The 12501-nt window shown below is 68.7% G+C and carries 18 protein-coding genes; 8 read left to right on the top strand and 10 right to left on the bottom strand.

Translation table 11 applies throughout. From position 1 onward, the window contains the following. Positions 1–109 precede the first annotated feature (109 nt). Both C5B91_RS04695 and C5B91_RS04700 read left to right on the top strand, forming a co-directional pair. Positions 110–1084, top strand: a complete 975-nt coding sequence (locus C5B91_RS04695) for an aldo/keto reductase (protein ID WP_008092948.1) — start codon at positions 110–112, stop codon at positions 1082–1084. 43 nt (positions 1085–1127) lie between these two features. Next, a complete protein-coding gene (locus C5B91_RS04700) occupies positions 1128–1622 on the top strand; it encodes a hypothetical protein (RefSeq protein ID WP_008092949.1) in 495 nt (164 codons plus the stop codon). Here the strand turns inward: C5B91_RS04700 and C5B91_RS04705 are convergent. The 3 genes from C5B91_RS04705 to C5B91_RS04715 are packed head-to-tail and all read right to left on the bottom strand — an operon-like array spanning position 1598 to position 4601. Next, positions 1598–2815: an MFS transporter gene (locus C5B91_RS04705; RefSeq protein WP_115819154.1), complete on the bottom strand. Its 1218-nt coding sequence runs from the start codon at positions 2813–2815 to the stop codon at positions 1598–1600. The two genes, C5B91_RS04700 and C5B91_RS04705, sit on opposite strands and share 25 nt — an antisense overlap. A 56-nt stretch (positions 2816–2871) precedes the next feature. Further along, the gene (locus C5B91_RS04710; RefSeq protein ID WP_049968374.1) at positions 2872–3933 is read right to left on the bottom strand and encodes an iron transporter; all 1062 of its coding nucleotides are present in this window, start codon (positions 3931–3933) and stop codon (positions 2872–2874) included. Continuing rightward, a complete protein-coding gene (locus C5B91_RS04715) occupies positions 3930–4601 on the bottom strand; it encodes an SCO family protein (RefSeq protein WP_049968375.1) in 672 nt (223 codons plus the stop codon). The genes C5B91_RS04710 and C5B91_RS04715 overlap by 4 nt, the downstream gene beginning before the upstream one ends. 144 nt (positions 4602–4745) lie before the next feature. On the opposite strand from C5B91_RS04715, the gene C5B91_RS04720 reads away from it, so the two are divergent. Continuing rightward, positions 4746–6044: a twin-arginine translocation signal domain-containing protein gene (locus C5B91_RS04720; protein WP_115819155.1), complete on the top strand. Its 1299-nt coding sequence runs from the start codon at positions 4746–4748 to the stop codon at positions 6042–6044. 39 nt (positions 6045–6083) lie between these two features. Here the strand turns inward: C5B91_RS04720 and C5B91_RS04725 are convergent, their stop codons facing one another. The 3 genes from C5B91_RS04725 to C5B91_RS04735 form a co-directional block, all read right to left on the bottom strand. After that, a complete protein-coding gene (locus tag C5B91_RS04725; RefSeq protein WP_008092959.1) occupies positions 6084–6776 on the bottom strand; it encodes a cytochrome c biogenesis CcdA family protein in 693 nt (230 codons plus the stop codon). Then, a complete protein-coding gene (locus C5B91_RS04730) occupies positions 6776–7351 on the bottom strand; it encodes a TlpA disulfide reductase family protein (RefSeq protein ID WP_049968377.1) in 576 nt (191 codons plus the stop codon). The genes C5B91_RS04725 and C5B91_RS04730 overlap by 1 nt, the downstream gene beginning before the upstream one ends. 133 nt (positions 7352–7484) lie before the next feature. After that, entirely contained in the window at positions 7485–8168 is a 684-nt protein-coding gene (locus C5B91_RS04735) for a DsbA family protein (RefSeq protein ID WP_115819156.1), read from the bottom strand. 192 nt (positions 8169–8360) lie between these two features. Here C5B91_RS04735 and C5B91_RS04740 point away from each other — a divergent pair, with 192 nt between their 5' ends. Continuing rightward, positions 8361–8738, top strand: coding sequence for a 2Fe-2S iron-sulfur cluster-binding protein (locus C5B91_RS04740; RefSeq protein ID WP_008092965.1), 378 nt, complete (start codon positions 8361–8363; stop codon positions 8736–8738). 13 nt (positions 8739–8751) lie between these two features. Here the strand turns inward: C5B91_RS04740 and C5B91_RS04745 are convergent, their stop codons facing one another. Next, on the bottom strand, positions 8752–9327 hold the full coding sequence (locus C5B91_RS04745) for an NUDIX hydrolase (protein WP_115819157.1): 576 nt from the start codon (positions 9325–9327) through the stop codon (positions 8752–8754). Between the two features lie 161 nt (positions 9328–9488). On the opposite strand from C5B91_RS04745, the gene C5B91_RS04750 reads away from it, so the two are divergent. Continuing rightward, positions 9489–9701 (top strand): hypothetical protein, encoded by a 213-nt coding sequence (locus C5B91_RS04750; protein WP_008092969.1) that lies wholly within the window; start codon positions 9489–9491, stop codon positions 9699–9701. A 35-nt stretch (positions 9702–9736) separates the two neighbouring features. Then, positions 9737–10165, top strand: a complete 429-nt coding sequence (locus tag C5B91_RS04755; RefSeq protein WP_004977322.1) for an RNA-binding protein — start codon at positions 9737–9739, stop codon at positions 10163–10165. Positions 10166–10207: 42 nt separating this feature from the next. Here the strand turns inward: C5B91_RS04755 and C5B91_RS04760 are convergent, their stop codons facing one another. After that, positions 10208–10771, bottom strand: a complete 564-nt coding sequence (locus C5B91_RS04760) for a thioredoxin family protein (protein ID WP_008092970.1) — start codon at positions 10769–10771, stop codon at positions 10208–10210. Between the two features lie 81 nt (positions 10772–10852). Then, entirely contained in the window at positions 10853–11278 is a 426-nt protein-coding gene (locus tag C5B91_RS04765; RefSeq protein ID WP_008092972.1) for an EamA family transporter, read from the bottom strand. Between the two features lie 197 nt (positions 11279–11475). On the opposite strand from C5B91_RS04765, the gene C5B91_RS04770 reads away from it, so the two are divergent. Beyond that, positions 11476–11673: a hypothetical protein gene (locus C5B91_RS04770; RefSeq protein WP_004063678.1), complete on the top strand. Its 198-nt coding sequence runs from the start codon at positions 11476–11478 to the stop codon at positions 11671–11673. A 37-nt stretch (positions 11674–11710) separates the two neighbouring features. Here C5B91_RS04770 and C5B91_RS04775 read toward each other — a convergent pair whose 3' ends face one another. Further along, positions 11711–12157 carry an ester cyclase gene (locus C5B91_RS04775; protein WP_115819158.1) on the bottom strand — a complete coding sequence of 149 codons (447 nt, stop codon included), beginning with the start codon at positions 12155–12157 and terminating at the stop codon, positions 11711–11713. Positions 12158–12310: 153 nt separating this feature from the next. Here C5B91_RS04775 and C5B91_RS22305 point away from each other — a divergent pair, with 153 nt between their 5' ends. Further along, the gene (locus C5B91_RS22305; RefSeq protein WP_162832765.1) at positions 12311–12463 is read left to right on the top strand and encodes a hypothetical protein; all 153 of its coding nucleotides are present in this window, start codon (positions 12311–12313) and stop codon (positions 12461–12463) included. Positions 12464–12501 lie beyond the last annotated feature (38 nt).

The following is a 12501-nucleotide window of genomic DNA, read 5'->3' on the forward strand; positions in this document are numbered from 1 at the left end:
GGCCGTTTTACCTGAATCTCGTGAGTCGACGACCGGACGAGAAGGGGGCGTCCCCCACCGCGGCTACCGCTTGGTCCATCTTTTTGCCGACTCGCGGGGATGTTTCCGCATGGAGTACACGACGCTCGGAGACACCGGCATGGAGGTCTCCCGCATCTGTCTCGGCTGTATGAGCTTCGGCACCCCGGAGTGGCGCGAGTGGGTCTTAGAGGAGGAGGCGGGCCTCGAACTGGTCGACCGCGCCATCGAACTCGGTATCAACTTCTTCGACACCGCGAACATGTACTCGAACGGGGAGTCCGAGCGCGTCCTCGGGAAGGCGCTGGAGGGCCGCCGAGACGAGGCCGTCGTCGCCTCGAAGGTGTACTTCCAGATGGACGAGGACGACCCGAACTCCGGCGGTCTCTCGCGGAAGGCCATCGAGCAGGAACTCGACAACTCGCTGGAACGCCTCGGGATGGACAGCCTCGACCTGCTGCAGATTCACCGCTACGACGACGACACGCCCATCGAGACGACGATGCGCGCGCTCGACGACGCGGTCCGCCGCGGGAAGACGCGCTACGTCGGCGCGTCGTCGATGTGGGCCCACCAGTTCGCCGAGGCGCAGTACACCGCCGACTCGCTCGGGTTGGACCGCTTCGCCACGATGCAGAACCACTACAACCTGCTCTACCGCGAGGAGGAACGCGAGATGCTCCCCCTCTGCGAGAAGCAGGGCGTCGGCGTCATGCCGTGGTCGCCGCTCGCCCGCGGCTACCTCACCCGCCCCCACGAGGAGTTCGAGGCGACGACCCGCGGTCGGACCGACGAGCACGCCAAGGGCCACCCGTACTTCGAGGGCGGCGGCCGCGAGGTGAACGAGCGCGTCGAGGAACTCGCCGACGAGAAGGGCGTCAAGATGGCGCAACTCGCGCTCTCGTGGGTGCTCCACAAGGACTGGGTCGACGCGCCCATCGTCGGCACGAGCAGTATCGAACACCTCGAAGACGCGGTCGAGGCCCTCGACATCAAGCTCTCGGGCTCCGACATCGACTACCTCGAAGAACCCTACCAGCCGGTCCGCGTCTCCGGGCACGACTAGGTCCAAGGGAAACAGCCTTCAGCGCCCGCCGAGAGCGTCGGTTGTGTACCGGACACTCGCTCGAATCGCCCGCGACGAGCCGGAGACGGCGATTCTCGGCGTCGAGTCGCTCTTCGCGGCCGGCGTCCTCCTCGGCGTCGCGCTGACGCTCGTCTCGCCGCTCGCGTCGTCGCTACCGCTGGCCGACGTCGGCTTCGGGCTCGCGGCCGCCGCGACGCTCCTGCTGACGGCCGTCTCGCTTCTGGCCGCGTCGCGGCGAATCGCCCTCCTTCTCACCGGCCGCGGCGGCCTGCGAATCGAGACGTTCTGGCGGCTCCTCGAACTGATGCTCGCGTTTCTCGTCGCCGGCATCGTCGCGTTCGCCGTCCAACTCGGCGAGTTCGCGGCGACCGTCCCCGACCCGCGGGGCGGCGGCGTCTTCGTCGGCCTGTTCTTGGCGTTCGTCCTCGCGGGCGTCGGCCTCGCCGTCGTCGTCTGCCTCCGCGGGATGTGGCTCGTCGTGAACGCAGAACTTCAGTCGGCGCTCGACGGGGTCTGAGTCGCGTCGATGCCGTCGAGCCGCTTCACCGCCCGGAGCGCGACGAGCGCGATGGCAACCTCGGCGAAGCCGACGACGAGGAACGACGGGAGGTAGCCGACCACGTCGGCGACGACGCCCCCGACGAGGAAGCCGGCGAGGAAGCCGAGGCTCCCGAAGACGTTGAACCCGCCGAGGGCCGCCCCGCGCTCGCCCGACTCGGCGAGGTCGGTCACGAGCGCCATCGTCGCGGGCGCGACGAGCGCGCCGAAGACGCCGACGACGACCATCAGGCCGGCCGCGAGTTCGAAGACCGGTGCGAGCCCGACGGCGACGATGGCCACCCCGTAGAGCATCGACCCCGCGACGACGGGGACGAACCGGCCGACGCGGTCGGACAGCGACCCGAGGGGGTACTGCAGGAGCGCGAAGGGGACGAAAAAGAGCGCCAGCACCCCGCCCGCGACGGCGGCGCTCACGCCGAACACCTCGCGGAAGTAGTACACTCCGACGAGGGCGAAGAAGCCGGCCGTCATGCGGTCGATGAAGCCGAAGGCATAGGGGACCGCGAACGCCGGGCGCGCGGCCAGTTTCTTGAGGACGACGCCGACGCCCACGCGGGTCGAATCGGGCGTCCGGTCGGTGACGGTCGTGACGAGCAGCGCGACGGCGGTGAGCGACGCGGCGGACGCGTACAGCGGCGCGAGCGGGTCGATGGTAGTGAGTTGGCCGCCGACGACCGAACCGAGCGCCGCGCCGAGACCGATGGCGATGCCCGCCGCGCCCATGTTCCGTCCGTTGCCCCCCGAGAGGTCCGCGAGCATCGTAATCGACAGCGAGAACGCCCCGATTGTCATCGCGCCGCCGACGAAGCGGACTGCGAGAACTGCTCCGAACGTCGCGTCGAGCCACGGGAGCGTGGCGAGCGCGAGGAGCGCGACGTAGCTGGCCGCGCCGCCGACCGCGCCCGCGACGATGAGCCACGTCCGCCGACCGAGGGCGTCCGAGAGCGCGCCCCAGACGCTGGAGAAGGCGACGAACGAGGCGAACTCCGCGACGAGAAACAGCATCCCGGCCGAGAGGTCGTACTCCCCCTGTCCGCCGCCGAGTGCGGTCACGAGGTCGGAGACGCCCGGGTAGAGGAGCACCTGCGAGACGAGGACGCCCCAGACGGCGAGGGCGAGTGTCGCTCGTTCGCGGCGCGTCGAGTCCATACGGGGTCGGTCGGTCCGGACGAAAATAGCCCTGTCCTTGTTCGACTCGGTTGCCGTTACCCGAGGCGGACGGGGTCGAATTCGAGAAAGGCCGTCTCGTATCCCTCGTGGCGGGCGACCTGCGGCGGCACGTCCACCGCGAGGTCCGCGGTCGCGTCGTCGCCGGCGAGCCCCGGAACCGTCGCGCCGTAGTGGAAGCCGAGGTCGGCGTCGAGGCCGGGTTCGAGTCGACCGTCGAAGCGGGTCGACCCGCCGGACGCGACGGTCCCGGTGAGCCCCAGTCGCGGGACGAGAAGGCGGTTGTAGGGCGTCTGCGGGGAGACGGCCAGATACGGGTCGTCGCCGAAACGGTCGGCGTCGAGGACGGTGCCGACGAGTCGGAGACTGCCCGTCGTCGCCGACCCGAGCGCCGTCCCCGGAAGCGTCTCAGGGGCGCGGCCGAGCGGAAGCCCGTCCATCTCCATCGGCTTGACCGCGCCGGGGTCGCCCTGCTGGTCGTCGAGCATCGTGTACTGGATGTCGTCGCGGTCGCGGGCGCTGTACTCGAAGTCGAGCGTCGCGGTCGCGGGGGAGTCGAACCGCCCGTCGAGGTCGCCGAACAGGCGCAGCGAGGGCGCGCCCACGTCCACCGTCACCTCGTAGGTCCCGTCGCCGTCGAGGCCGAAGTTCGAGCCGTAGTGAAAGCCCATCCGCTGGGAGAGCATCGCGTAGACGACCTCCTCGCTCACGAGGTCGCCGCCGCGGGCGATTTCGAGCGAGAGACCGGTATCGGGGACGACGACGCCCGTCTCGGCGTCCCAGACGGCGGCCATGAGATGTACGTCGTCGCCGGCCTCGACCGAGATTTTCGACGTGCCGAAGCCGTCGCCCTCGTCGGACATCACCCAGAACCGGTGCGGATAGCTGTAGAAGACCCCCACCCGGAGGCCGCCGGCGTCCGCGCTCCCGACCATGCGCATCCCCTCGGTGTGGGTCGGGACGTACACCTCGTCGGGGCGGTTCGAGACGACCGGCGGTTCGTTCGACGTGTAGAGTCGACCGAGTTCGGCGAGACAGCCGGAGAGCCCGGCGGTTGCGACGGTCCCGCTCGCCGCGAGAAACCGACGCCGACTCGTCATGCCTCCCGGAGCGCGGTGAGGTCGTCGATGAGCGTCTGTTCGTCCGGTTGGTTGCCGCGGTAGGTCCGCTCGACGTAGCCGTCGCCGTTGACGAGCGAGACGAGTCCGAGGTGGGTGAACATGTAGTTGCCCTCGTCGTTCGGCTCGTTCTTCTGGAAGAAGACGCCGAACTGGTCTTCGACGACCGACTTCGCCTCGGACTCGTCGGCGGGCCGGAGGAAGTGCCAGTTGCCCGCGTCCATGTCCACGTTCATCTGGTCGGCCTCCGCGCGGAAGGCGTCGGCGTCGTCGCGGGCGGGGTCGAACGTGATGGGGTAGAACGACACCTCGTCGGCGTAGCCCTCGCTGACCGAGTGAATCTGGACCTCGCGGAGCGCGCTGATGAGGACCGGACAGACGGTCATGCAGTTGGTGAAAAAGTACGTGTGGAAGTGCGGCACGTCGATGTCGCGCACGGACACCTCGGCCCCCGCGATGGGGTCCGAGAGCGTCACGTCGGGAACCTGCTGGCCCCACGCCGGGTAGGGGAGGTCCTCACTGGACACGTCGTTCTCGCGGTCGGGCTTCGACAGCGAGACGTTCGGATTGGCGTCGCCGCCGCCGAGACAGCCAGCGAGACCGAGCGCCGCGCCCGCCCCCGCGGCGCGGAGATACGTTCGTCGTTTCATTACCCTCGCTAGCGGCCCGGTACTCAAATGCCGTTTGGTGTGCGTTTCGAACGCCAGCGCGCGTGTTCTCGTTCCGCACGACCGCGGCGAAATCTTCGACGCACACACCAGAACGGACTTCCCCGCGAGGTCCTTAGCCGAGGTATGTTCGACGGGTCTCCGTCCCGCCGGGAGTTCCTGAAGGCCGCGGTCGCCGCCGGCGGCGCGGCGGCGCTCTCCGCCTGCCTCGACAGGGCACCGGACGACCCCGTCCCGGCGGGGACCGACGCGTTCGAGACGCTCCCGAGCAGACAGCACGCGTGGAACGAGTTCTGCCGGGCTGACGACCACGGCAACGTCGAGATGCCTCGGCATCAGGTGCTTCTCTACCTCGACCTCGCTGGCGAGGGACCGCCCGCCGAGACCGACCGCGAGACCGTCGAGAACGCCTTCCGCGTCCTCGACCGCGCCTACGAGCGGCGCCACGAGGGAGTCATCTGGTCGGTTGCCTACTCCCCGCGGTACTTCGACCGCTTCGACGACCCGCTCCCGGCGAGTGTGGACCTGCCCGAACCGCGGGCGCTGTCGCCCTTCGAGACGCCCGATTTCGACCGGCAGGACGCGCTCGTCCACCTCGCGTCCGACCGCGCCGACGCGGTCCTCGAAGCCGAGCAGGCGCTCCTCGGCGAGGTCGACGAGGCCAACGGCATCGCCGTCGACGCCGACCTCTCGGGGGTCTTCTCGGTCGCCTCCAGACGGACGGGCTTCGTCGGGGCCGGCCTCCCGGCAGAACACCAGTCCGACCTGAACGGCATCCCCGACGGGAACCCCGTCCCCGAGGAGTCGCCGCTGTTCATGGGGTTCAAAGCCGGCTTCGCCAAGAATCAGGCCACCGAGGAGTACGTCACCATCGACGACGGGCCGTTCGCGGGCGCGACCACGAAGCACGTGGCGAACGTCCGCCAGCGCCTCTCGGACTGGTACGACGAGGAAGACCGCTACCACCGGGTCATGAAGCTATTTTCGCCGGAACACGCCGAACAGGGACTCGTCGAGGGCGTCGGCGACAACCTCGGCGACGACAGCGGCATCGACGCGATGCTCGACAGCCTCCGCGACGACGCCTTCGAATTCGGCCACGTCGGCCACGCCCAGAAGGCCGCCCGCGCCAACCGCGACGACGAGGGCAACGTCAGACTGCTCCGTCGGCACTTCGAGTCGGCCGACGACGGCGTGGCGAGCTTGCACTTCCCGTCGCTCCAGCGCGGCATCTCCGAGTTCGAGGCGGTCCGCGAGGCGATGAACGGCACCGACCTGACCGACGTGCCGACCGTCCGCCAGCGCGTCAACAACGGGATTTTAGAGTACATCTTCGTCAAGCGCCGCGGCAACTTCCTCGTGCCGCCGCGAGAGATTCGGTCGCTGCCGACGCCGACCGGCGAGGTTCCGGGGCTGGACGACTGAGGCGAGCGCCCCCGGTTACGTGTTCAGCCAGTCGCGCCCTCAGACGTGTCCCAAGAACGACAGCGCCAGCCAAATCTGCCAGAGACCGGCGAGCACCATCGCGACCGCGGCGACCTTCTGAATCCATCCGACGTAACCCGAAAACAGACGGGCGAGTCCGTCGCCGAGCGCGGCCGCGACGGTGACGACCGCCAGCGGGAGCGCCGCGGCGGCGGCGTAGGCTCCGAGCGAGACGACCGCCTGCGGGGTCGGGAGCGCGAGCGATTGCGTGACGACGCCGAGAAAAATCGGGACGACGCAGCCGGCCGCCGCGAGGCCGTACACCCCGCCGAAGACGGCGAAGCCGGTCACGGACGACCGGTACTCCGGGAGGACGACGTGGAGGCTCGGCGCGCGACCGGTGAACATGAGGACGCCGAAGCAGACGAGCGCCGCGCCGACGAGCGGTTCGAGGAGCGCGAGGTGCGAGGCGATGCGGCCGCCGACGACGGCGAGCGCGCTCCCGATAGCGCCGAGAACGACCAGCGCGGCGAGCGATGCGACCGACCCGCGGACGGCCGCACCGCCGAGGTCGGCCTCCTCGCGGGAGAGATAGTAGCCGACGTAGCCCGGGAGAAGCGGGTAGGCGCAGGGCGCGAAGAAGGTGGCGACGCCCGCGCTGACGGCGAACGCGAGCGTGCCGGCGAACCCGGGGTCGAGTCCCAGCACGGGACCGAGACCGAACCCGGGCATCAGGCGACGTCCTCGACGGCGGCGCGGAGGTTCTCCTCGCTGGCGAGGCCGCGGTGCGTCCACGCTATCGAGCCGTCGGCGTCGAAGACGACGAGGTACGGGAGGCCGTTCGCGCGGACCGCGCGCATCAGGTTGCTGTCGGGGTCGTGGCCGACCGTCCAGTTGCCGTCGTGTTCGGCCCACCACGCGCGGATGTCGTCCATCGTGAGGCCGCCACCGAGGCGCTCGTTCGTCACCGAGACGAACGCCACGTCGTCGCCGAACTCCTCGTGGAGCGTCCGAAGCGATTCCATCTGGGCGACGCAGGGCGCACACCACGTCGCGAAGAGGTCGAGGACGGTCGGCGTCCCGTCCGCCGGGATTCGAGCCTCGCCGGCCGACGACCCCTGCGCCTCCACGGTGTCGACGACGAGCGGGAGGTCGCCGGACCCGGACGACGCGCTCTCCGAAGTCGTTCCGGCGGTCGTCTCGGCCGTCTCAGTCGCCTCCGCGGGTGCGGACCCGTCGCCGAGACAGCCAGCGAGGCCGGCGACACCCGCGCCCGCGAGAAGAGAGAGGAGGGCGCGTCGTCTCACCGGTCGTCACCTCGTCGGCGTCGGCGGAGCGGTCGCGTCGCGTGCATACTCGTGGCTAGTGAATCTCGCCGTAAAGCATCGCTGGTGTCGTGCGCGAATCCCGCGCGAGAGGTGGTGTGGGCGTCGAATCCGATTACCGGGCGTTCTCGACGGCGCTCTGGAGGTCGGACCACCGCGGGGAGACCTGCTCGCCGTCGACGAGGACGGTCGGCGTCCCCTGGAATCCGCGCTCGTCGACGGCTTCGGTCCGCTCGGCCTCGACGAGCGGGCGGTAACGCTCCCGGGAGGCGGCCGCGGCGACCGAACAGCCGTCGAGGTCGGCGTCGTCCGCGAGCGACCGGAGCGTCGAGAGCGAGCCCTCGGCGTCGCCGCCGGTGAACTCCGATTGGTTCTCGTAGAGCGTGTGGGCGAAGTCGAAGAAGGTCTCGTCGTCGGCCTCGTCCTGGACGGCGCGGGCCGCCGAAGCGCCCTTCCACGACCACCAGTCGTCGACCGGAATCGGGAAGTCGTGGTGGCGGTAGCGGACGACGCCCTCCGAGACGTACTCGGACCGGAGTTGCGGGGCGACGTCGACCGCGAACGTCGCGCAGTGAGGGCAGGCGAAGTCCTCCCAGACGTCGACGACGACGCTCGCGTCCTCGGCCCCGATGACGGGCGTGGGGAGCGAATCGACCGTGTCGCGCGCGGGGACCTCGCAACCGATGGCGGCGACGGCTTCGTCGCCGGAACCGCCGCTTCCGCCGCCGAGACAGCCGGCGGTTCCCAGCGTCAGCGCACCCGCCGTGGCGGCGAGGTACGCGCGTCGTGTGTTGCGCATGGTCGGATTCGGGGACGGACGAACTTAGATTCTCCGAGGCGAATCGGGGAGTTTCGGACGCCATTGCCGCTTTTCGTGGTTCGGTTCGGGAACCGCGGCGGCGCGGCGGTGGACGGTCGGCGGCCCTTTGCCGGCCCTCCCCGTCGCCGCTCGAACGACACCGCTTAAGCCTCGCGTGGCGTCACCCAACACGTGCCAACCGTCCACTTTCGCGGCCGGGAAATCGCGTGCGACCGCGGGGACGTGCTCCGTGACGTGCTTCGAGCGGCCGGCGAGCCGCCGCACAACGGTCACTCGTCCTGGTTCAACTGCCGCGGCGGGGGCTCGTGTGGCACCTGCGCCGTCCGGGTTCGCGGCCCCGTGACCTATCGGACGAAAAAGGAGCGCCGCCGGCTCCGGTTCCCACCGCACGACTCCGACTCGGGGCTCCGACTCGCGTGCCAGACGGTCGTCCTCGGCGACCTCTGGGTGGAGAAGTACCCCGGGTTCTGGGGCCAACGCGTCGAAGCCGACGAGAGCGAAACAGGAGCTGTGCAGGACGCGGAAGACGCGCAGGAACCGACCGACTGAGCCGGCGGCCCGGTCAGTCGCCGGCGACGTGGTCGTACCACGACAGTAGGTCGTCGCGGTCGCGGGTGTCTGGCGGGAGCTCCGAGACGCGGAACCACTGCGCGGCCGAGATTTCCTCGTCGGGGTCGTTCACGCTGAGCTCCGCGGCCTCGTCGGCGCGGGCGCGGTAGACGGGCATCACGCCCCACGTCTGGTGGCCGTCGCAGCGGATGTCGACGCGGGTGGCCATCGCGAGGCCGCCGTAGTCGGCGGTGATACCGGCCTCCTCGCCGAGTTCGCGCCGGGCGGCCTCGGTGAACCCCTCGTCGCCGTCGACGCCGCCGCCGGGGAGGACCCAGAGGTCGACGCCCTCGTGGCGGACGAGCAGTATCTCGTCGTCGCGGCGGCGGACGACGGTGTGGACGCCGTAGGGCGTCCCCGTGGACTTCACACGGGCGGCGAGCGTGCGAAACCGCGGGCGGGAGACGCGGCGGGTGTGGACCGGTTCGAGGTAGTCGGCGTCGGCGTGGCTCCGGCGCAGGCGGTGGTACGCCTGCTCGGCGCGCTGTCGCGCCTCGTCGGCGAGGAACCACAGGTCGTCGACCGTCATCGGCGCGCGACCGGCGGTCGATGTGCGAGCGGGCGACTCGGCATAGCTCACGGTTCGGCGCGGCTCCACAAATCGGCTTCGACACGCGCCGTCGCGAGGTGGAGCCGGCGAGTTCGCGGCCAATCATCGCCCTTTTATCCGGTGACGCGGAACCTGTGCGTATGAGCTTCGAGAAAGACGACAAGGTCGTTCTGCACGACAAGCACAGCGAGTTCGACGGCGAGACCGGTACGGTCACGCAGGTCATCGAGAGCATGTTCGGCGAGCCGACCTACACCATCAGCTTCGACGAGGGCCAGGAGGTCGGCATCGCGCAGGACCAGCTCGAAGCCGCCGACGCCGACGACGAAGCCGACGAAGCCGACGAAGAGTAAGCGACCGACACCGACCGACGCCTCTTAGACCCACTATGCCACGCGTTCCGTTCCACTACATCGACCTCCGAACGTTCTGTTACGAGACGGAAGACGAAAAACGGGTCGAGGAGGCGCTGCGGACGTTCCTCCCCGACGAGTTCGATGTCGACCGCGTCGAGAGCACCGGCCACCACGGCGACCGCATCATCGTCTTCTCCGCGCGCGTCGAGCGCGCCAACGACGTGCGGCACGTCCTCGCCAAGATTCGCGACCTCCCCGACTTCGAGACGCTCCTCGACGAACTCGACCAGCGCGTCACGGACAACACGGAGTTCTTCCTGCGGTTGGACAAACAGGCCGCGTTCAAGGGCGAGGCCCGCCGCGGCGGCGGGCTCACCCTCCGCGCGAAAGTCGAGGCCTACCCGGCGAAGAAAGAAGCCGCGGTGGAGAACGCCCGGGAAGCCCTCCTCGGCGACGAGTAGGGCCGTCCGCCAGTCGTTCGAACCGGTTCCGAGTGCGCTATTTTACTGGTCTTTCCACTTGATGGAACAGCCCTGCGAGGGGGACTCCTCGACGGGGATGTCGTCGCCGGCGAGGAGCGCCTCGACGGCCGTGCGCATCTCGTAGTCGGTCACCTCGTCGTCGGGACTCATCGCGTCGTCGATGCGGGAGTGGAACGCGAGTTCGAAGCCGTCGCCGGTGTTCTCGAAGAGGAACGGGTCGGGCGTGCAGACCGCGCCGTACTCGGCGGCGACCACCTGCGACTCGTCGCGGAGGTAGGCGGTGTACCCAATCGTGCCGTCCTCGACGAGTTCCTGCATCTTCTCGAAGGAGTCTTCGGGGCGGTCCTCGGCGTCGTTCGGGTTGATGCCGACGACCGCGAGGTCGTCGTCGGCGCTCGCGAGGTGGTTCAGTTCCTCGAACTTCGCCTTCGCGTACGGACAGTGGTTACAGGTGAAGACGACGAGGAGCGCGTCGTAGTCGGCGAACGACGAGAGGGAGTACGTCTCGCCGTCGGTGCCGGGGAGTTCGAAGTCGGGTGCGGCGTCGCCGCGTTCGAGTTCGGAGTCGGATTCCAGGAGTACCATGTCAGCGCGTTGGCTCGCGAGCATCAAAAGCGGTTGGCCCGCGGCAGTTCCGCGTCACCTTCATCGGCTCCGTGACGCCCCTCAGTCGATGGAGACGAGGGCGATTGCGAGGACGGCGAAGGCGATACCGGCCGCCTTACGAACCGTCAGCGGCTCGCCGAGCGCGACGATGCCGACGACCGACGAAATCGCGAGGAACATCCCGAAGATGGGGGCGACGATGGAGACGGGGCCGAGCGCGAGCGCCCGGTAGTACGAGAGGATGCCGACCGCGAGACAGGCACCGGCGGCGAGGACGTAGGGGAGTTTCGAACTCACGACCGAGTCCGTGACGCTCTGCCCGGAGACGACGATGACCCCGACGGTTCCCACGACGAGCACGGTGTTGGCGACCAGCGCGGCCACGTCGCTCGGAATCTTCCCCTGTCCCGTCGTCGCCACTTTCATCAGCGGCGCGACGAGGGAGTAGGCCCCGAGCGCGACGACCGCCCACGAGATGTAGTTCACGGATAACACCGAGGTCCGAGTCGTGTATAGGGTTACGATTCGGGGTCGAAACCGCGTGAACGAGCCGGAATAACACGGGGACGGAACCGGAGAACCCAGTTTAGAATCAAGTACAAAATATGGTTCCAAGTAGACGAAGCAGACCATATACAGCCCACGTGCAAATTTTTATCAAGTATTATCGCATATTGGTGTGTATGTCTCAGGAAGTACAACCCTCGGTCATCGCGCACACGTGGGACGACCCGACTCGGTGTCCGTTCTGTCTCGACGAACTGGAGAGCGAAGGAGAGGGGTTCATGGACCACCTCGAAGAGAGCCCCATCTGTCAACAGGGGTTCGGCATGTGGCGCGACGCGGTCGCCGACGACGTTCGCGGCGAGTGGTCCGGATAGGCGTCCAAAAACGGTCGTTTTTCGCGACTCGGTCGGCTCACTCGGGAGCGACGCCGAGTTGCGACAGCATGGTCATGATGTCGGTGCTGTTCCACTCTTCGACGCACAGTCCGCCCTCGTAGCGCGCCTGTACCATACCCCACGTGTCCATCTTGCGGTGGGTCGCGGGGATGTCGCCGCGGGCGCTTCGGAGCGTCCCGTCGTGGGTGCCGGTCAGGTGATACCGTGCGTACACGCTGTCGTCTCGCGCCGCCACGTCGAACAGTTCCACGTGGAAGTCGGAGAAGGCGTCGTGGTACCGCCGCGCCCACTCCTCGACCGCGTCGGTCCCGATGATGCCGTCGGGGTCAGAGAAGGCGTGGACCTCGACCAGCGGGTCGTACTCCTCTTTGATGACCTCGTAGTCGCGTTTGTTCCACAGTTCGTCCGCCACGCGCAGGAACGACGCTCGGTGCTGTTGTTCTTTCTCGGATGTTGCAGCCATTTCTACCACCGCTCGGAGAGACGGCAGACAGCGGCTTAGTTATGGATTCTTGGCATCATGAACGTGGCCGGAGAAGGGAACCGACGGCACCCCCAAGCTCCGTCGACGCCGAAGTGTCAATAGAACTATCGCCGCGGAGACGGAATCGCGGATATGTCCGCTACTGTCTCGCCGATTGCAGTGTTCGTTCCGGCGCTCGCCTTCGGCGGCGCGGGGTTCGCGTTTCTGGGGCCGTTCGGTGCCGGGTTCGGCGCGGTCGTCGGCATCGCGCTCGGGGTGCTCGTGGGTCGAGGGGACGAGTACTGAGCACGAAGCACCGGAGTGACCGCCGCGAGCGAACGCGC

Source organism: Haloferax sp. Atlit-10N, from assembly GCF_003586325.1.
Lineage (GTDB): Archaea > Halobacteriota > Halobacteria > Halobacteriales > Haloferacaceae > Haloferax > Haloferax prahovense.